17 protein-coding genes are annotated in these 19174 nt (G+C 75.7%); 11 read left to right on the top strand and 6 right to left on the bottom strand.

What is annotated here, in order from left to right; all coding sequences use genetic code 11:
• Nucleotides 1-32: 32 nt before the first annotated feature.
• The gene (locus EDC03_RS09825) at nt 33-977 is read right to left on the bottom strand and encodes an NADP-dependent oxidoreductase (protein ID WP_123380017.1); all 945 of its coding nucleotides are present in this window, start codon (nt 975-977) and stop codon (nt 33-35) included.
• A gap of 165 nt (nt 978-1142) precedes the next feature.
• Here EDC03_RS09825 and EDC03_RS09820 point away from each other — a divergent pair, with 165 nt between their 5' ends.
• Nucleotides 1143-2765 carry a xylulokinase gene (locus EDC03_RS09820; RefSeq protein ID WP_123380016.1) on the top strand — a complete coding sequence of 541 codons (1623 nt, stop codon included), beginning with the start codon at nt 1143-1145 and terminating at the stop codon, nt 2763-2765.
• Nucleotides 2766-2844: 79 nt separating this feature from the next.
• Here EDC03_RS09820 and EDC03_RS09815 read toward each other — a convergent pair whose 3' ends face one another.
• Nucleotides 2845-3297: a YdeI/OmpD-associated family protein gene (locus EDC03_RS09815; protein ID WP_123380015.1), complete on the bottom strand. Its 453-nt coding sequence runs from the start codon at nt 3295-3297 to the stop codon at nt 2845-2847.
• A gap of 42 nt (nt 3298-3339) precedes the next feature.
• Nucleotides 3340-4263, bottom strand: coding sequence for a LysR family transcriptional regulator (locus tag EDC03_RS09810; protein WP_123380014.1), 924 nt, complete (start codon nt 4261-4263; stop codon nt 3340-3342).
• A gap of 74 nt (nt 4264-4337) precedes the next feature.
• Between EDC03_RS09810 and EDC03_RS09805 the strand changes: the two genes are divergently transcribed.
• The 5 genes from EDC03_RS09805 to EDC03_RS09785 all read left to right on the top strand — a co-directional run bounded on the left by EDC03_RS09805 (nt 4338) and on the right by EDC03_RS09785 (nt 9503).
• Complete coding sequence (locus EDC03_RS09805; protein ID WP_123380013.1) at nt 4338-5210, top strand: aldo/keto reductase; 873 nt, start codon at nt 4338-4340, stop codon at nt 5208-5210.
• 2 nt (nt 5211-5212) lie between these two features.
• Entirely contained in the window at nt 5213-6145 is a 933-nt protein-coding gene (locus tag EDC03_RS09800; RefSeq protein WP_123380012.1) for an aldo/keto reductase, read from the top strand.
• Between the two features lie 181 nt (nt 6146-6326).
• Nucleotides 6327-7631 carry an ABC transporter substrate-binding protein gene (locus tag EDC03_RS09795; protein ID WP_199720107.1) on the top strand — a complete coding sequence of 435 codons (1305 nt, stop codon included), beginning with the start codon at nt 6327-6329 and terminating at the stop codon, nt 7629-7631.
• A 34-nt stretch (nt 7632-7665) separates the two neighbouring features.
• The gene (locus tag EDC03_RS09790; protein WP_199720106.1) at nt 7666-8628 is read left to right on the top strand and encodes a carbohydrate ABC transporter permease; all 963 of its coding nucleotides are present in this window, start codon (nt 7666-7668) and stop codon (nt 8626-8628) included.
• Nucleotides 8625-9503: a carbohydrate ABC transporter permease gene (locus EDC03_RS09785; RefSeq protein ID WP_199720105.1), complete on the top strand. Its 879-nt coding sequence runs from the start codon at nt 8625-8627 to the stop codon at nt 9501-9503. The genes EDC03_RS09790 and EDC03_RS09785 overlap by 4 nt, the downstream gene beginning before the upstream one ends.
• 26 nt (nt 9504-9529) lie before the next feature.
• On the opposite strand, the gene EDC03_RS09780 is transcribed toward EDC03_RS09785, so the two are convergent.
• Both EDC03_RS09780 and EDC03_RS09775 read right to left on the bottom strand, forming a co-directional pair.
• The gene (locus EDC03_RS09780; RefSeq protein ID WP_123380011.1) at nt 9530-10231 is read right to left on the bottom strand and encodes a hypothetical protein; all 702 of its coding nucleotides are present in this window, start codon (nt 10229-10231) and stop codon (nt 9530-9532) included.
• A 19-nt stretch (nt 10232-10250) separates the two neighbouring features.
• A complete protein-coding gene (locus EDC03_RS09775) occupies nt 10251-11717 on the bottom strand; it encodes a glyceraldehyde-3-phosphate dehydrogenase (RefSeq protein WP_422393817.1) in 1467 nt (488 codons plus the stop codon).
• 512 nt (nt 11718-12229) lie between these two features.
• Between EDC03_RS09775 and nirB the strand changes: the two genes are divergently transcribed.
• The 4 genes from nirB (at nt 12230) to EDC03_RS09755 (ending at nt 17788) form a co-directional block, all read left to right on the top strand.
• The gene (gene nirB, locus EDC03_RS09770; protein ID WP_123380010.1) at nt 12230-14863 is read left to right on the top strand and encodes a nitrite reductase large subunit NirB; all 2634 of its coding nucleotides are present in this window, start codon (nt 12230-12232) and stop codon (nt 14861-14863) included.
• Nucleotides 14860-15204 carry a Rieske (2Fe-2S) protein gene (locus EDC03_RS09765; protein ID WP_123380009.1) on the top strand — a complete coding sequence of 115 codons (345 nt, stop codon included), beginning with the start codon at nt 14860-14862 and terminating at the stop codon, nt 15202-15204. Before nirB ends, EDC03_RS09765 begins: the two co-directional genes overlap by 4 nt.
• A 129-nt stretch (nt 15205-15333) precedes the next feature.
• Entirely contained in the window at nt 15334-16527 is a 1194-nt protein-coding gene (locus EDC03_RS09760) for a uroporphyrinogen-III synthase (protein WP_123380008.1), read from the top strand.
• A gap of 127 nt (nt 16528-16654) precedes the next feature.
• On the top strand, nt 16655-17788 hold the full coding sequence (locus EDC03_RS09755) for an alkene reductase (RefSeq protein WP_123380007.1): 1134 nt from the start codon (nt 16655-16657) through the stop codon (nt 17786-17788).
• A gap of 98 nt (nt 17789-17886) precedes the next feature.
• On the opposite strand, the gene EDC03_RS09750 is transcribed toward EDC03_RS09755, so the two are convergent.
• Nucleotides 17887-18261, bottom strand: coding sequence for a VOC family protein (locus EDC03_RS09750; RefSeq protein ID WP_123380006.1), 375 nt, complete (start codon nt 18259-18261; stop codon nt 17887-17889).
• Nucleotides 18262-18386: 125 nt separating this feature from the next.
• Between EDC03_RS09750 and EDC03_RS09745 the strand changes: the two genes are divergently transcribed.
• Nucleotides 18387-19157: a DUF4262 domain-containing protein gene (locus EDC03_RS09745; protein WP_123380005.1), complete on the top strand. Its 771-nt coding sequence runs from the start codon at nt 18387-18389 to the stop codon at nt 19155-19157.
• Nucleotides 19158-19174 lie beyond the last annotated feature (17 nt).

Genomic DNA, 19174 nt, shown 5'->3' with positions numbered 1-19174 from the left:
TGCACGAGCAGGGACGGCCACCCCGCCCGCGCCTACCGCCGCAGGTCGAGGACGACCTTGCCGCCCGGGAACCCGCCCTCGGCCAGCCGGTGCGCCGCCGCGGCCTCCTCGAGGGGGAAGGTGCGTCCGACGCGCGGCAGGTAGAGCCCCCGCTCGCCGAGCGCGGCGGCGGTCCGGAGCGCCGCGACGTCGTTCTCGCCGCCGGCCACGAGCGCGCCGAGGCGACCGGCGGCCACGGGGTCGACGACGGTGACGACGTGCGCCGGGTCGCCGACGAGCGCCACGAGCTGGTCGAGGTCGGCGCCCGCCGCGTCGAGGACGACGGCGACGCCCTCCGGGGCGACGGCGGCGACCCGCCCGGCCAGGCCCGGGCCGTGCGCGACGGCCACCGCCCCCAGCTCCTCGAGGACGCGGTGGTTCTCCGGACGGGCCGTGCCGACGACGCGGGCGCCCGCGGCGACGGCCGCGACGACCGCGGCGGCGCCGACCGAGCCCGAGGCACCCTCGACGAGGACGGTCCCGCCCGCACGGCCCACGGGGCCGGGCGCCGAGGTGCCCGGCTCGAGCACGCCGACCGCCGCGAGGGCGTGGACGGCCGTGGTCATGGCCAGCCCGGCGGAGGCCGCCTGCTCGACCGACCAGCCCGCGGCCGGGGCGGCCCACGCGGTCAGCACGGCGTGCTCCGCGGACAGCCCGCCGAGACCCGCGCTGCCGAAGACGGTGTCGCCGGTCGTCACGTCGTCGACGCCCTCGCCGACCTCGTCGACGACGCCGACGGCGTCCCGCCCGGGCACGAGCGGCAGCGGCGGGTCCACGACGCCGCGCAGGTCGCCGCGGCGCAGCTTCCAGTCGATCGGGTTGACGCCGGCGGCGAGGACGCGGACCCGGACGGTGCCCGCCGTGGCGTGCGGCTCGGGCACGTCCTCGACCCTCAGCTCCTCGGGGCCGCCGTACCGGTGGAAGCGGGCCGCTCTCATCGTCTGTCCTCTCCGTGGACGGGTGCTGTCCCCACCCACTGTCCTCCGGCCCGGGCGCCGGTGGCGTCCGGCCCCCGGGCGGGGGAGGTCGCCGCGCCGGCTCCGCGCGGGCGGTACCGTCCGTGCTTGTGAACGCCCACATCGCCGTGGCCCTGGAGGTCTGACGTGTCCGTCACCCCGTCGGCAGGGGCGTCGTCCGCCCGCGACGCCATCACCGGGGGCCGTGCCGTCCTCGGCGTCGAGCTCGGCTCGACCCGCATCAAGGCGGTCCTCGTCGGGCCCGACCACGAGCCGCTCGCCGCCGGCAGCCACTCGTGGGAGAACCGCCTCGAGGACGGCGTCTGGACCTACGCCGAGGACGACGTCTGGCACGGGCTGCAGCAGGCCTACGCGGGTCTCGCCGCCGACGTCCGCGAGCGGCACGGCGTCGGGCTCGAGCGGCTCGGCGGTCTCGGCGTCTCGGCGATGATGCACGGCTACGTGGCGCTCGACGCCGACGGCGGCCTCCTCGTGCCCTTCCGCACCTGGCGCAACACGAGCACGGGCGAGGCCGTCGAGCTCCTCAGCGGCCCGCTGGAGTTCAACGTCCCGCACCGCTGGAGCGTCGCCCACCTCGTCCAGGCCGTCCTCGACGGCGAGGAGCACCTCGCCCGGCTCGCCTCCTTCACGACGCTCGCGGGGTGGGTGCACCGCCGCCTCACGGGGGAGCACGTCCTCGGCGTCGGCGACGCGAGCGGGATGTTCCCCGTCGACAGCACCGCCGGTGGCTACGACGAGGGGCGCCTCGCGAGGGCGGACCGCCTCCTCGCCGGGGCCGGCTTCACGACGCCGCTCGCGCAGCTGCTCCCGCGCGTCCTGCCGGCCGGCGAGGTCGCCGGCGTCCTCACCGACGACGGCGCCGCGCTGCTCGACCCGACGGGCCGCCTGGCCGCGGGCGCGCCGGTCTGCCCGCCCGAGGGCGACGCCGGGACGGGGATGGTGGCCACCGGCTCCGTCGCGCCGCGCACCGGCAACGTCAGCGCCGGGACGAGCATCTTCGCGATGGTCGTGCTCGAGGGGCCGCTGCGGCAGGTGCACCGCGAGCTCGACCTCGTGACGACCCCCGCGGGCGACCCGGTCGCGATGGTCCACTGCAACAACGGCGCCAGCGAGCTCGACGCCTGGGCGGGCCTCTTCAAGGAGTTCGCGGTCGCCGTCGGCGCCCCCGCCGACGACGCGACCGTCTTCGGCGCCCTCTTCCGGGCCTCGCTCGCGGGCGCCCCGGACGGCGGCGGGATGCTCGCCTACAACTACCTGTCGGGGGAGCCCATCACGGAGATGGAGGAGGGGCGCCCGCTCTTCCTCCGCACGCCGGGCAGCCCTTTCGACCTGGCGACCTTCGTCCGCACCCAGATCTACAGCGCCTTCGCGACGCTGCGCCTGGGCATGGACGTGCTGGACGGCGAGGGCGTACGGCTCGAGGGGATGTTCGCCCACGGCGGCATGTTCGCGACCGAGGGCGTCGCGCAGCGCCACCTCGCCGCGGCCCTCGGCACCCCGGTGACGGTGGGCGACGTCGCGGCCGAGGGCGGCGCCTGGGGCATCGCGGTGCTCGCCGCCTTCGCGGCCGGCACCGGTGGCCGCGAGGAGGGCGAGACGCTCGCGGACTACCTGCAGCGCAAGGTCTTCGCCGACGCCCGCCTCGTCACCGCCGCGCCGGACGCGGACGACGTCGCCGGCTTCGACGCCTTCCTGCGCCGCTACGTGGCCGGCCTGCCCGTCGAGCGGGCCGCGGTCGAGCACGCCTGAGCCGCCGTCCCGCCCCCCGGTGGCCGTCCCACCGGGCGGGCGGGGCGGCCCCTGCGCCGGGGCGGCGGTCGGCCCGGCGTCAGCGGGTCCGGCGCCCCTCGCGGAGGGCCTCGACCGTCGCGGCGAGGCGGCGGTCCCGGGTGGCCGCCTGCTTCGCCTCGGTCACCCACCGCACCCACTCCTTGCGGTGCGAGGGCGCCAGGTCGTCGAAGAGCCGCTGGGCCGCGGGCTCGGCGGCCAGGGCCGCGGCGAGGTCCTCGGGCACCTCGACGGTCCGGGGCGCGGTGTCGAGGACGACCTCGACGTCGACCTCGTCGCCGGCCGCGACGCCCGCCGCGGTCCGGTGCTCCGCCGCGAGGGGCAGGAGCCGCTGCCCGGCCATGGTCCCCACCGTCGTCCGGTAGGTGTGGCCGCCGAGCGTGACGACGACCGCAGGGCGGCCCCCGCCACCCAGTCCCTCCATGACCTCGGCCGGCACGGGCAGCCCGGTGGCGCTCCGGCCGTGCTGCTCCACGCGCGTGCGGAACCTCATGCGGCGCAGTGTGCTCAGGGGCCCTGCGCCTGGGCAAGAGGCTCAGACGGCGACGGGACGGGGCACCGGGGCCGGGCGGTCGGCGTCGTCGGGGACGTCCAGCAGCTCGAGCAGGTGCGGGGCGGGGGAGCCGACACGCTCGCGGCCGCCGGTGACGACGCTGACGACCCACGGCGGGGCGTCGGCCGGCAGCGGCCGGGCGACGAGCCCGGCGGCCTCGGGCTTGGCCGCGACGTGCCGCGGCACGAGGGCGACGCCCAGGCCCCGGCCCACGAGGTCCAGCAGCGCGTGGACGTCACCGACGGTGCAGCGCACCTGCTTCCGGACGCCGTGCGCCTCCACGGCCGCGTCGGTGAGCCCGCGCACGGCCCACGTCGGGTGCAGGTCGACGAGGGCGGCGTCGGCGAGGTCGGCCCACGCGAGGTCGCCGGGCGCCGTCGCGAGGCGGTGCCGGGGCGGCGCGAGGAGGACGAGGGGCTGGCGGCCCAGCTCGACGGCCGGGGAGGTGCCGAGGCCGTCGGTCGTGCCGACGAAGGCGACGTCGAGCTCGCCCTCGCGGACGCCGGTCAGGAGGTCGTGCGAGCCCGCCTGGAGGTAGGAGATGTCCACCTGCGGGTGCCGGCGGTGGAAGCGCTCGAGCAGCCCCGCGACGTCGACGACCCCGAGGCACTGCTCCGCGCCCACCCGCAGCACCCCCGAGAGCGCCTGCGTCGCACGGACGACGGCGTCGCGACCGGCCGTCGCCTGCGCGAGCATCGAGCGCGCGAAGGGCAGCAGCGCCAGGCCGGCCGCCGTCGGCTCGACGCGGCGGGACGTGCGCGAGAACAGCGCGGTGCCGAGCTCGGCCTCGAGGGTGCGGAGGGCCGCGGACAGGCCCGACTGCGAGACGCCGACCAGGGACGCCGCGCGGGTGAAGCTGCGCTCGTCGGCGAGCACGACGACGTACTGCATCTGCCGGAGGTCCATGCATCGATGGTGCTTCTCGATGCCATGAGAAGCAAACGTTGGACTTCTGGACCGACCCTTCCTACGGTCGTGACATGGAGCAGCGACAGATCGGCACGCACGCCGTGTCCGCCATCGGCCTCGGGGCGATGCCCCTGTCCATCGAGGGCCGCCCCGACCGCGAGCGGGCCCTCGCCACCGTCCACGCGGCCCTCGACGCCGGGGTCACCCTCGTCGACACCGCGGACGCCTACCACCGCGACGCCGGGGAGGTCGGGCACAACGAGGAGCTCGTCGCCGAGGCCCTGCGCACCTACGGCGGCGGCACGGACGCCGTCCTCGTCGCCACCAAGGGCGGGCACCTGCGCCCGGGCGACGGCTCGTGGACCCAGGACGCGCGGCCCGAGCACCTCAAGGCCGCGGCCCGCGAGTCGGCGCGGCGCCTCGGCGTGGAGGCCGTGGGGCTCTACCAGCTGCACCGCCCGGACCCGCAGGTGCCCTACGCGGAGTCGGTCGGCGCGCTCGCCGACCTCCTCGACGAGGGCGTCATCGCCATGGCCGGCATCTCCAACGCCTCGGTGGCGCAGATCGACGAGGCCGACGACGTGCTCGGCGGCCGCCTCGTCGCGGTGCAGAACCAGTTCTCCCCGGCGTTCCGCTCGAGCCTCGCCGAGCTCGAGCACTGCGCGGCGAAGGGCATCGCCTTCCTCCCCTGGAGCCCGCTCGGCGGCATCGCCAAGGCGGCGGAGCTGGGCAGCCGCCACTCCGCCTTCCAGGAGGTCGCGGACGCCCACGGCGTCAGCCCGCAGCAGGTGACGCTCGCGTGGGAGCTCGCGCTCGCGTCCGTCGTCGTCCCGATCCCCGGGTCCTCGCGGCCCGCGTCCGTCACCGACTCCGCCCGCGCGGCCGACCTCCGGCTCACCGCGGACGAGGTCGCCCGTCTCTCCTCGACCGGCCAGGAGGCCTGACCGTGAAGACCGTCCCCCTCGGCACCAGCGGCCTGCAGGTGCCCGCCGTCGTCCTCGGCGTCATGCGGATCGCCGACAAGACCGACGAGGAGATCCGGGAGCTGTGGGCCGCGGCCCGCGACGCCGGCGTCACCTTCCTCGACCACGCCGACGTCTACGGCGGCTCGATGCACCGCTGCGAGGAGCGCTTCACCGAGGCGGTGGCGCTGTCGCCGTCCGAGCGCGACGCGGTGACGATCCAGACCAAGTGCGGCATCGTCCCCGACGGCCCGTACTTCGACTTCTCCTACGAGCGCATCACCTCCCAGGTCGAGGGGTCGCTGCGGGCGCTCGGCACCGACCGCATCGACGTCCTGCTCCTGCACCGGCCCGACGCGCTGGTGGAGCCCGACGAGGTCGCCCGCGCCTTCGACGAGCTCTCCGCCGCCGGCAAGGTGCTGCACTTCGGCGTCTCGAACCACACGCCGGGGCAGATCGACCTGCTCAAGCGGTCGGTGACGCAGCCGCTCGTCGCCAACCAGCTGCAGCTGTCCATCACCCACGCCCCGCTCGTCGCGCAGGGCGTGGCCTCGAACATGCAGGCGCTCGACCAGTCGGTCGCCCGCGACACCGGGACGCTGGACCACGCCCGCCTGCACGACATCACCGTCCAGGCCTGGTCGCCGTTCCAGGCGGGCTTCTTCTCCGGCGTCTTCCTCGACGACGAGCGCTACCCCGAGCTCAACGCGGTCCTCGACCGCCTGGCCGCGCAGTACGACGTGCCGAAGCTCGCCGTGGCGACGGCGTGGATCACGCGCCACCCGGCGCAGATGCAGGTCGTCCTCGGCACGACGAGCCCCGAGCGCGTGCGCGCCGCGGCGCAGGGCTCGGACCTGCCGCTCACGCGCGCCGAGTGGTACGAGCTCTTCCGCGCCGCGGGGTACACCGTCCCCTGACCGACCTCCGCGTCCGGCTCGTGCGGCCCGGGCTCCCGCTCCTGCGGGCGCCCGGGCCGCCGCCGTCGGCGCCGGGGGCTACGGTCTGCCGCGGCGGGCGCGGTCACGCGCCCCAGGGCCCCCTGAACCCGGGCCTGCCGTCGGCTCGCCGGCTCGCCCGGCACCAGGGCAGGAGCGACACATGGACCTCACGCGGCGACGGCTCCTCGGGGCGGCGGGCGCGCTGGCGCTCCCGACCTTCCTCGGCGGCTGCGGCGGCTTCTCCACCTCGTCCGGCGACGACGACGCGGCGGGAGGGGACACCGACACCCTGACCGTGACGACGTGGGGCACCGACAGCGAGCTCGCGGGCCTGCGGGCCGCCGTGGCGCGCTTCGAGGGGTCCAGCGGTGCGCGGGTCGCGCTCGACGTCGTGCCCTACGAGCAGATGTTCTCCAACGTCGACGCGCAGATCCAGGCCGGCAACCCGCCCGACGTCTTCCGCGTCCCGTACTACACCTTCGGCAGCTACGCAGGCCGCGGCCAGCTGCTCGACCTCTCGCCGTACCTCGAGGACGGCTTCGCCGACCGCTTCACCCCGCAGGCCTGGGCCGCGGTGCAGAGCGACGGCGCCCCCTACGGCGTGCCGCACCACACCGACACGTCGGCGATCCTCGTCAACACGGAGCTGCTGGGCGCCGCGGGCATCACCGAGCTCCCCGCCTCGCCGGAGGAGGCGTGGACGTGGGACCAGCTGGCGGAGGTCGCGACGACGCTGCGCGGCTCGCTGCCGGCCGAGCAGTACCCGTTCGCCGTCAACTGGCAGGGCAACGGCGTGACCCGCTGGCTCAGCTGGCTCTTCCAGGCCGACGGCCGCTTCCTCACGGAGGACCTGTCCGGCCCGGCGATCGACTCCGCCGCCGCGCGCGAGGCCGTCGCCTTCACGCAGTCCTTCTTCGCGCAGGGGTGGGTGCCGCCCAACAGCTCGGTCCAGTCGGCCACCTACTCGAGCGACTCCTGGTACGCGCAGACCGTCGCCATGGTCTGGGGCGGCGCCTTCCTCGTCCCCGACGCCGAGGCGACCCTCGACTTCGAGTGGACGGCCACGTACGCCCCGCGGAAGGTGCGTGGCGGCAGCGACTTCGGCGGCAACGCGCTCGTCGCGACGGCGGGGACGCCGCGCGCCGAGCTCGCGGCGGCGTTCCTCGCCTCGGTGACGGAGGAGGAGTCGATGCGCGAGTTCTGCGCCGGCGCGTCCCTCCTGCCGACCCGCACCGACCTCGTCGAGCAGGGCATCGAGTTCGCCGTGCGGCCGGAGCTGTCGCCGGTCTTCGTCGGCCAGGCCGGCGTCGTCCTCCCCGAGGACTCCGGGCAGGTGGCGTCCCCGGACATGGCCTCGATCATCACGGTGCTGCAGGACGCGCTCGAGGGCGCCTTCGTCGGCGGCCAGGACGTCGAGACGACGATCACCGCGATGTCCGACGGCATCGCGGCCGCCGTCCGGTGACCCGCCCGGTGGCCCGCCACCGCGGGGGGCGACGGTGACGCAGCCCGTCGCCCCCGAGGTGACGGCGGTCGGCGACCGCCCGGCGGGGCCGCCGGACGCGTCGCTGCGCCCGCGCCGCGCACGGGCGGGCCGCCGCGGGGAGTCGCTCGCGGCGTACGGCTTCCTCGCGCCGAACCTCGTCCTGCTCGTCCTCTTCGTCGCCGTGCCCCTGCTGTGGGCGCTGTGGATCAGCCTCCAGGCGACCGACGGCTTCGGCACGGGCGTCTTCGTCGGCGCGGACAACTACGTCCGCCTCGCCGAGGACGGCCGCTTCTGGCGCGCCGTCGTCAACACGACGCTGTACACCGCGCTCGTCACGCCCCTGGCCATGGGGCTGGGGCTCGGCGCCGCCGTCCTCCTCGACGGCGCGCTGCCGGCGCGCGGGCTCTTCCGCTCCGTCCTCATCCTGCCGATGGCCGTCTCGGGCGTCGCGACGGCGCTCATCGGCGTCCTCGTCTTCGACGAGAACAGCGGGGTGCTCGACGGGCTGCTCCGGGCGGTCGGCCTGCCGGACGTGCCGTGGCAGTCGGGCGGGCCGGCGGCCTTCGCGTCCGTCGTCCTCGTGACGCTGTGGTGGCGCGTCGGCTTCAACATGCTCGTGTACCTCGCGGCGCTGCAGGGGGTCGGCGCCCACCTCTACGAGGCGGCCACCCTCGACGGCGCGAACGCGTGGCAGCGCTTCCGGCACATCACCGTGCCCATGGTCGGGCCGGCGTCGTTCTTCCTCATGATCATGAACGTCATCTACTCGTTCCAGGTCTTCGACGTCGTCTTCGTCATGACCGGGGGCGGGCCGCAGGACGCGACGTCGGTCCTCGTGACCTACGCCTACGAGAACGGCTTCGTCACCCGCGACCAGGGCTACGCGGCCGCCATCGGCGTCGTGCTGCTCCTGCTCACGCTGGCGGTGACCGCCGTCCACTGGCGCACCAGCCGGACCCGGGACGTGACCGAGTGAGCGCCGTGGGCACCGACCGCCGGGCCGCCCGTGCCGTCCCGGGCGCCGCCCGTCGGCGTCGCGACCGGCGCCTCGTCGTCCTCCGGACGGCGGCGGCGACGCTCGTGGCGCTCGTCGTCCTCGCGCCGCTGTACTGGATGGTCGTCGTCGCGCTGTCGACGCGGGCCGAGCTGCTCGGCGGGACGCTGAGGCTGTGGCCCCGCGAGCTGACGCTCGAGAATTTCCGGCGGGTGCTCGAGGCCTTCCCGGTCGTCACGTGGTTCGGCAACTCGGTCGCCATCGCGCTCGTCGCGTCGGTCATCACCGTCGTCTGCAACCTGCTCGCGGGCTACGCTTTCGCGCAGCTGCGGTTCCGCGGGTCCGGCGTGGTCTTCCTGCTGGCGCTGGCGACGCTCATGCTCCCCGTGCAGGTGACGATGGTCGCCCTCTTCCGGCTCGTCACCGAGATGGGGATCTACGGCAGCTACTGGGCGGTCATCCTCCCGAGCGCGGCGTCGGCCTTCGGCATCTTCCTCGCCCGGCAGTTCTTCCTGTCGGTGCCGCGCGAGCTGCTCGAGGCGGCGCAGATCGACGGCGCCGGCCACCTGCGCGTCTTCCTCCAGGTGGTGCTGCCGCTGTGCCGGCCCCTCGTGGCGGTCCTCTTCTTCATGGCCCTGCTGCAGAGCTGGAACGACTTCGCCTGGCCGCTCATCGCGCTGCGGTCCAACGAGCTCTTCACGCTGCCGATCGGCCTGCTGTTCCTCCAGGGCCAGTTCGGCGCGGACTACGGCGGGACCATGGCCTTCGCGCTGATGAGCGTCGCGCCGATGGTGCTGCTGTTCCTCGTCTTCCAGCGGTACTTCGTCCAGGGCTTCGCGCGGAGCGGGATCCGCTGACGTGGTGCGGCTGCCGTGCCAGGTCGTCAAGCGTTCGGGATCGGCGTGGCCGAGTGCTCATCGAGGCGCTTGCGGTGCGACGCGCCACTCTTCGGGTCGTGGTGAGCGAAGGCTGAGCGAGAGAACGACTGGGCGGTCCCTGTGCTCGCGCTGCTGGCCACGAACTGCTCGACCGCGACATCGCGCTTCGTCAGGCTGTGCGAGAAGTGGATCAGGTAAGCATGAGGAACGGCGCTGTTCTCGAGCTTCCAGTCGTCGTCTTTGAGATGCTTCAGCGGGTAGTTGAGCCCGATCTCGATAGCGATCGGTGCCGCGATCCGGCCCTGCAGGAAGCGGTCGGTCGTCGTCTGGGCAACGCCCTCGGGCGACAGGACGGCGATGTCGAAATTTCCGCGCCCCTTCTTCAGGGGCCGCTTCCTCGTCTCGGGCCACTCCTTGTGCACCAGTTGGGTCTTCTGACCGCCAGCCATCTCGTACAGTCCTGAGAGCTCCTCCTGTGCGAGGAGGTCAGACATGAGCGCGACATGAAGAGAGTGCTCGACGCGGTGACGGAACGGATGCGTGACGAAGTCGTCGACCAAGCGGTCGACGCAGCGATCTACGGCCTCGACTGCCTTCGCCAGCCAGCGCTGGTCGGCCACGACGGGCGGGGCATCGTCGACCGCGGTGCGATCGAGCGGCAGAAGCATGTCCATGCCGGACCCATCGACCGAGAGGCGTCCAGGCATGACGGCACCGTCCTCTGCGTCACCCAGCCTGGTCAGCGCCGAAGAGAGCCGCAGTAGACGTGGGAACCCGCGGCGGGCGCGGCCGACCTGCCATCTCCTCGAGCACCCGCACGACCTGGTGGCTGTAGCCGTACTCGTTGTCGTACCAGACGTAGAGGACGGCGTCGTGGCCGTCGGCCTGCGTGGCGAGGCCGTCGACGACGCCCGCCTGGTGCGAGCCGAGGAAGTCGGTGGAGACGACCTCGGGGGAGTGGATGTAGCCGACCTGGCGGCGCAGCGGGCCGACGAGCGACGTCCGGCGGAGGTGGTCGTTGAGCTCGGCCGTCGTCGTCGGGCGCTCGAGGCGGAGGGCGAGGACGGCGAGGGAGACGTCCGGCGTGGGGACGCGGATGGCGCTGCCGGTGAGCCGGCCCGCCAGCGAGGGCAGGGCCTTGGCGACGGCGCGGGCCGCGCCCGTCTCGGTGATGACCATGTTGAGCGTGGCGGCCCGGCCGCGGCGGGCGCCGCCGTGGACGTTGTCGATGAGGTTCTGGTCGTTGGTGAAGGAGTGCACGGTCTCGACGTGGCCGTGCGCGACGCCGAAACGCTCGTGGACGACGTGCAGGACCGGGGTGATGGCGTTCGTCGTGCACGAGGCCGCGGAGACGACGTCGTGGTCGCCGACCTCCGCCTCGTTGATGCCGTGGACGACGTTGGGCACGGGGCCCTTGCCGGGCGCCGTCAGCAGGACGCGCGCCGCCCCGGGGCTGCGCAGGTGCTGCCGCAGGCCGTCCTCGTCGCGCCACCGGCCGGTGGTGTCGACGACGAGGGCGTCGTCGATGCCGGCCGCGCGGTAGTCGACGGCCGCGGGGTCGGTCGCCCGCAGCACCTGGACCAGGGTGCCGTTGGCGAGGACGGTCTGCGTCTCCTCGTCGACGGTGATGGTCCCGCGGAAGGGGCCGTGGACGGAGTCGCGGCGCAGGAGGCTGGCCCGCTTGACGAGGTCGCCGGGGCCCGCGGGCCGCAGGACGACGGCGCGCAGCCGCAGAGGGCTCGCCGGGCCGGCGTGCTCGACGAGGATGCGCGCGACGAGGCGGCCGATCCGGCCGAAGCCGAAGAGGACGACGTCGCGCGGCTCGGCCGCGGCGGCGCCGAGCGCGTCCGCGAGCTGCTCGCGGACGAGCGCCTCGAGGTCCCCGCCCGCCGCCCGGTGGGCCGCCAGCAGCTCGCCGACGTCGACCGAGCCGGGCCCCGGGCGCAGCGCCACGAGCAGGCGGAGGAGAGCCAGGGTGTCCTCGACCGGCAGCGGCACGCCGTCGGCGTGCCGGCCGTAGCGGTGGGCCTTGACGAGCCCGACGGCGGACAGCCCCGCCAGCCCGCGCCCGTGGACGGACAGCACGACGCCGTGCTCCCGGTGCAGGCGGCCGACGAGCGGCACCAGCTCCTCCGCGACGGCCAGCCGTCGCGACCAGTCCTCCAGCGCCTGCCCGTGCTCCGCGTGCGGCACCCGTGCCCCTCCCTCGTCCGGCGGCCGGGCGGCCGCCACGACCGGCGACCCTAGGGACGCGGGAGGGCCCCGGGACGCCGTCACGGCCCCGGCCGGCCGTGAGGATCCTCACCCGTGGCGTCGGCCACACCCCGCGCGCCGCCCGTCGGCCGCCCTCCTCCGACGTCAGGAGGGACGGCCCTGCGGGGTTCCACTTCGCTGCCGAAGTCGTCCAGAGGGACGCCGTCGTGCCCACTTCGCTGCCGAAGTGGTCGGCAGGGGCCTCGTCGGCTCGTCATCGGCAGCGACGTGGGGATGCGCGACGCCGATGCGGGAGCGCGGACGCCGCGGGGTCGTCGGGCGCGGTGTCGCCGGACCTCTCGGCGCGCGTGACCGGCTGTGAGACGGAGTTGCCCTGCGGGTTACGTCGCGCGACGGCGGCGCAACACCCCGTCCCTAGCGTCCTGCGGCACGGCATCGGTGCGCTCGGCGCACCGGCCGCGTACCTCCCGCGCCCGTCCCCGAGGAGACCGATGACCACGGCACCGAGCACCACCGAGGTCCCCGCCCCGCGACGCGGCGGCACGAGCGGGCGACGGCGCCTCGTCGTCGTCGGCAACGGCATGGCCGGCGCCCGGACCCTCGAGGAGCTGCTCGCGCGCGGCGGCGGCGAGATGTTCGACATCACCGTCTTCGGCGACGAGCCGTACGGCAGCTACAACCGCATCCTGCTCAGCGGGGTCCTCGCCGGGGACGACGACGAGGAGGGCATCGTCCTCAACCCGCGGGAGTGGTACGCCGACAACGGGATCGACCTGCGCTGCGGCGTCCGGGTCACCGGCGTCCGTACGGCGGCGCGCGAGGTCGTCGACGCGACCGGCGCGGTGACCCCGTACGACGTCCTCGTGCTCGCGACGGGCAGCTCGTCGCGCGTCCCGCCGATGGAGGGCGTCCGCCGGGCCGACGGGTCGCTCCTGCCCGGGGTGACCGGCTTCCGCGGCCTCGACGACACCCGCGGGCTGCTCGACGCGGCCCGCGCCCACGAGCGCGCCGTCGTCCTCGGGGGCGGCCTGCTCGGGCTCGAGGCCGCGCACGGCCTGCGCCGGCAGGGTCTCGACGTCACGGTCCTGCACTCGCCCGCGCACCTCATGAACCAGCAGCTCGACGCCGCCGCCGGGGCGGTCCTGCGGACGTCGGTCGAGGGGACCGGCGTACGGGTCCTCACGGGCACGCGCGCGTCGGCGGTCACCGGCACCGACCGGGTCACCGGTGTCGTCCTGCCCGACGGCAGCCACCTCGCCGCCGACGTCGTCGTGCTGACGGCGGGCACCACCCCCAACACGGGGCTCGCGGAGGCGGCCGGGCTCGACGTCGACCGGGCCGTCGTCGTCGACGACCGGATGCGCTGCGGCGGAGCGCCGTCCGTCGCGGGGGCGTCGCCCACGGACGGCGTCTACGCCGTCGGCGAGTGCGTCCAGCACCGCGGCGTCGTCTACGGCCTCGTGGCGCCGCTGTGGGAGCAGGCGACCGTCCTCGCCGACGTCCTCACGGGCGCCGACCCGACGGCGGAGTACCGCGGCTCCCGGACGTGCACGAAGCTCAAGGTCGCCGGCGTCGACGTCGCCGCCATGGGGCTGCCCGCGCCCGAGCTGCCGGGCGACGAGCTCGTCGTCGTCGCGGAGCCGTCCCGCGGCGTCCACCTGTCCGCCGTCGTGCGGGACGGCGTCCTCGTCGGCGCCACGCTGCTGGGCGACGTGAGCCGCACGCCGGCGCTCCAGCAGGCCTTCGAGCGCGGCCTGCCGCTGCCCGAGCGGCGGCTCGAGCTGCTCCTCGACCTCGGCGGGGGCGCGGGCGAGGGGGACGTCGCCGACCTCGACGACGACGCCCCGGTCTGCAGCTGCAACCAGGTCACCAAGGGCGCCATCACCGGGGCGGTGGCCGGCGGGTGCACGAGCGTCAAGGGCGTCATGGACGCCACCCGCGCCGGGAAGGGCTGCGGCACCTGCAAGGGCGTCGTCGGCCGGCTCGTCGAGCTGGCCGCGGACGGCGCGCTCACCGAGGACCCGTCGGTGCACTGGTACGTGCCGGGCGTGCCCCTGCGCAAGGACGAGCTCGTCCGGGAGATCCGCGAGCGGCGCCTGCTCTCGGTGTCGGCGGTCTTCGCCGCGCTCGCCCCCGGCGGCGAGCCCGACGCGAAGAGCTCCATGGGCCTCACGTCGCTGCTGCGGACGCTGTGGCCGGAGGACTTCGAGGACGAGCGCGGCGGCCGCTTCGTCAACGACCGCGTCCACGCCAACATCCAGCGCGACGGCACCTTCTCCGTCGTCCCGCAGATGAAGGGCGGCGTGACGACGGCCGACGAGCTGCGGCGCATCGCCGACGTCGCCGACAAGTACGACGTCGGGATGATCAAGGTCACCGGCGGGCAGCGCATCGACCTCCTGGGCGTGCGGAAGGAGGACCTGCCGAAGGTGTGGGAGGACCTGGGCATGCCGTCGGGGTACGCCTACGGCAAGAGCATGCGGACGGTGAAGACGTGCGTCGGCAGCGACTTCTGCCGGTTCGGGCTCGACGACTCGACGCAGCTCGGCATCGACCTGGAGACGCGCTTCCAGGGCCTCGAGACGCCGGCCAAGCTCAAGATGGCGGTCGTCGGGTGCCCGCGGAACTGCGCCGAGGCGTACGTCAAGGACGTCGGCGTCGTGGCCGTCGGCAAGGGCCGCTGGGAGGTCTACGTCGGCGGCGCCGCGGGCGCGAGCGTCCGCAAGGGCGACCTGCTCGCGACGGTGGGGTCGGCCGAGGAGGTCATCACCGTCGTCGGGCGCTTCGTCCAGCTCTACCGCGAGTGGGGCAACTGGCTCGAGCGGACCTACGACTTCGTGCCGCGGATGGGGCTCGATCGCTTGCAGAAGGTGCTCCTCGAGGACGCCGGCGGCCTCGTGGCCGGCCTCGACGCGGACCTGGAGCAGGCCGTCGCCGCCTACCGCGACCCGTGGCAGGAGGGCCGGGAGCCGGTGACGCCCGGGCAGTTCCGCACCGCGCTGCCGCTCGTCCCGCTGCCGCTCGTGCCCCGGCGGGCCGCGGGCGCCCCGGGCGGCACGAGCGTCGCCGACATCGGCAGCGACCTCGCGGCCGCCGCCGCGGGCCCGGCGGGCGGTGCCGCGTGAGCGCGCTCGCGGGCGTCGCCGCCGCACCGGGGCACCTCGCCGTCGACGTCGGCCCCCTCACCGACTTCGCGGTGGGGGAGGGACGCGCCGTCGTCGTCGCCGGACGCCAGGTGGCGGTCTTCCGGCACGCCGACGACCGGCTCTCCGCGCTCGACGCCGTGTGCCCGCACGCCGGGGGACCGCTGGCCGACGGCCAGGTCGACGACCGCGTCGTCGTCTGCCCGTTGCACCTCGCCGTGTGGGAGCTGCGGACCGGCCGCTCCTGCTCCGGCCAGGAGGACGTGGCCGCGCACGCCGCCGAGGTGGTCGACGGGCGGGTGCTGGTCCGGCTGGGCGGCTGAGGGGCGGCGCGCGAGGTCGGTCCCTGCCCCGGCTCGTCGGCGGGAGGTCGGACCGCGCCCGGCACGCGGCACACTGGCACCCGCCCGCCGAGCCGGCCCGCGCCGAGCCCCGACGAGTCCGGAGGACCGATGAGCCAGCCCACCACCACGCCGCCGGACGCCGCGCCCGCCGAGGCCGCCGCCGCGCCCGGGCGCGAGCTCGACCGCACGCAGCTCGTCGGCGTGACGATCGGCATCACGAGCGACCGCCGGTCCGAGGAGCTCATCGGCACCTTCACCCGCCGCGGCGCTCAGGTGCTGCACGCGCCGACGATGCGCATCGTCCCCGTCACCGAGGACGAGGAGCTGCTCGCCGGCACCCGCGAGGCGCTGGCGGACCCGCCGGACGTCCTCCTCGTCACCACGGGCATCGGGCTGCGCGCATGGGTGGAGTCGGCGGACGCGGCCGGGCTCGCCGACGACCTCGTCGCGGCGCTGCGCCCGGCGTACGTCGTGGCCCGCGGGCCCAAGGCGCGCGGGGCGCTGCGCGCCGCGGGCCTGCCGGAGCGGTGGACGGCGGCCACCGAGCAGACCGCCGAGGCCGTGCAGCACCTCGTCGACGAGGGCGTCGAGGGCCGCTCCGTGCTCGTGCAGATGCACGGCGCCGCAGGGGTCGAGGAGCTCGAGCCGCTGGTGACCGCCGGCGCGAGGGTCCGCACCGTCACGCCGTACCACTGGCGGGAGCCGCGCGACCCGGCCGCCGTCGACCGCCTCGTCGACGCGCTCGTGGCCCGCTCGCTCGACGCCGTCACCTTCACCGCCGCCCCGGCCGCCGTGGCGCTGCTCGACGCCGCGGAGGCCCGCGGGCTCCGCGACGAGGTCGTGGCCGCGCTCGCCGCGGGGGCGCCCGGCGCCGAGGGCGAGGACGGCGTCGTCGCCTGCGCCGTCGGGGACGTCACCGCGGCCCCGCTGCGCGCGGCCGGCGTCGAGCCGCTCGTGCCCGGCCGCTGGCGGCTCGGCGCGATGATGCGCGTGCTCGCCGACCACCTCGAGGAGCACCCCCGGGCGGCGGTGACGACGCCGGCCGGCCGCCTCGTCGTCCGGGCCCGCGCGGCCCTGCTCGACGGGACGCCGCTCGAGCTGGCCCCCGGCCCCCTGGCCGTCCTGGCGCGCCTCGCGGCCGCGGGCGGCGACGTCGTGCCGCGGGCCCGGCTGCTGGCGGCGCTGCCGTCGGCGGCGGGGGACCACGCCGTCGACGTCGCCGTCGCGCGGGTCCGCGCCGTCCTGCCCGACGGCGTCGTCCGCACGGTCGTCAAGCGCGGGTACGCGCTCCGGACGGGCTGAGCGGCAGGGCGTCCCGGGCGCCCGACGTCGGTGCTCAAGCACTGGAACACCGACGGCCCGTGCGTGGTTGGTCTCGACGCAGCGGGCGCCCGACGGCGCCCCGACCGACGTCGGAAGGTGCACCACCGTGAGCCAGACCACCCAGGACCGCCCCGTCGAGCGCGAGGCCGGCACGCCCGACGGCGGACCGTCGCTCTTCGACCCCGTGGTCCTCGGCGACCTCTCCCTGCGCAACCGCGTCGTCATGGCGCCGCTGACGCGCACGCGCGCCGGCGCCTCGGGCGTGCCGAACGACCTCCTCGTCGAGCACTACGGCCAGCGCGCCGGCCTCGGCCTCATCATCACCGAGGGCACGTACCCGACCGCGGAGAGCCGCTCGTACCCGGGCCAGCCCGGCATCGTCACCGACGAGCAGGCCGCCGGCTGGCGCCGCGTCGCCGACGCCGTCCACGCGCGGGGCGGCCTCCTCGTCATGCAGGTCATGCACGGTGGCCGGGTGTCCCACACCGACATCACGGGGACCGACCGGATCGTGGCGCCGAGCGCCGTCCGGCTCGAGGGCGAGGCGCACACGGCCGACGGCAAGAAGCCGTACCCGACCCCGCACGCCCTCACCACCGAGGAGGTGCAGCAGGTCGTCGCCGACCACGTCGCCGCGGCCCGCCGCGCCGTCGACGCCGGGCTCGACGGCGTCGAGCTGCACAGCGCCAACGGCTACCTGCTCCACGAGTTCCTCGCGCCGACGACGAACCAGCGCACCGACGCCTACGGCGGCAGCCCGCAGGCGCGTGCGCGCCTCGGGGTCGAGGTCGCCACCGCGGTGGCCGCGGAGATCGGCGCCGGCCGCGTCGGCATCCGCATCTCCCCGGCGCACGGCGTGCAGGGCGTCGCCGAGGACGACCCCGAGGACGTCGCGGCGACCTACCGCGCCCTCGTCGAGGGCCTCGCGCCGCTCGGTCTCGCCTACCTCAGCGTCCTGCGCGCGGACCTCGCCGACCCGCTCGTGGCCGAGCTGCGCGAGCGCTTCGGCGGGCCGCTCGTCGCCAACAGCGGCTTCGCCGCGCCGACGACGCGCGAGGACGCCGAGCAGCTGGTGGCCTCCGGCGCGGCCGACGCCGTCGCCGTCGGGCGCGCCGCCATCGCCAACCCCGACCTCGTCGAGCGCTGGCGCCTCGGCGCCCCGGAGAACGAGCCCGACGGCTCGACCTTCTACGGGACGGACGCGCGCGGCTACACGGACTACCCGGCGCTCTCCGCCTGACGTCGTGGCGCCCGACGACGGCCCCCGCACCGAGCCCGGTGCGGGGGCCGTCGTCGTGGGGGAGGCCTCGCGGTGCTCGACCCTCGTCGTCGGCCCGGTCAGGAGCCGGGCTGGAAGAGGCAGAAGAGGTGCCCGTGGGGGTCCCGCATGACCCGGACGCCCGGGGCCGGCTGGTGTGCCTCGACCACCGCGCCGAGCGCCGTCGCGCGGGCCTCCTCGGCGTCGAGGTCGTCCACGAGGACGTCGAGGTGCGCCTGCATCTGCACCCCGCCCTCGTGCGCCGGCCAGGTCGGGGCGACGTCATCGGGCTCGCGCTGGAAGCTCAGCCCCGGCCGCTCCCGCTCCGGGTCGGCCAGCCGGACCCAGTCCGGGTCGGCGCTGACGACCCGCCAGCCGAGGAGCCCGGCGTAGAAGGCGGCCAGCCCTCGCGGGTCGGGGGTGCCGAGGACGACGGCGCCGAGCGAAGCGGTCACGGGGCATGGTCGCCCGCCGGTACGGCTGACGACCAGCGGTCGCGGCCGGTGACGGACGTCCGTGCACGGTAGGCGCGGGACCACGAGGATGCGGGCATGACGGCTCCGTCCCCCCACCGCCACCGGTGAAGCGCCGCCGGCAGCGCGAGCTCGACGAGCTGCGCGCGGTGGTCGACCGTTACGGGCACGCGGTGCGCTGCGTCATGGACGACGACGAGGGCGAGGACCGGGTCGTCGCGTACACCGTCGGGCTCTCCGCCCGCGACCACCCGGAGCTGATGCTCACGGGACTGCCGTCCTCGTCGGCGATCTGGCTGCTCAACCAGCTGGGCGGCCGGGTGCACGCCGGCGAGGTCCTCCGGGCGGGCAGCGTCCTCGACGCCGGCGAGGCCGACGACGAGCCGCACCCGGTCGTGCTCGTCGAGGCCGAGGACGACCACGAGCTCGGCGTCGTGGAGATGCTCTACGGCGACCGGCCGACGCTCCAGGTGATCTGGACCGACTCGACCGGCCGCTTCCCCTGGCACCCCGGGTACGCCAACCCGCCCGACGTGCAGGGCCTGCGCGGCGAGGTCCCGGTCGCCCTGCTCGCCCTGCCGTGCCCCGAGGTGCCGCCCTCCCCGCTCGCGGCCGACCGTGAGCACGACCTCGTGCTCACGACGCGGTCGGTCCTCGACGGCGCGGCCGTCACGAAGGTGTGGCACGAGGCCGACGGGGGCTGGCAGCTCCTCGACGGCGACGTGACGGACGACTCGGTCCCGGTCCTGGCCCACCGCGAGCACCTGGTGGAGGCCGACCACACGCTCCGCGGGGTCCTCGACATCCCCGCCGGCAGCTGTGTCACGCGTGAGGCCCACACGTCTCCCTGGGTGCGGTGGCCGCTCGGCTCGGCCTAGGGCGCTGCCGGTCGGGC

It is taken from the genome of Pseudokineococcus lusitanus, from assembly GCF_003751265.1.
GTDB classification, from domain to species: Bacteria; Actinomycetota; Actinomycetes; order Actinomycetales; family Quadrisphaeraceae; genus Pseudokineococcus; species Pseudokineococcus lusitanus.
Note: the sequence above shows the minus strand (reverse complement) of the source record. Positions and strands in the feature narration are given on the sequence as shown.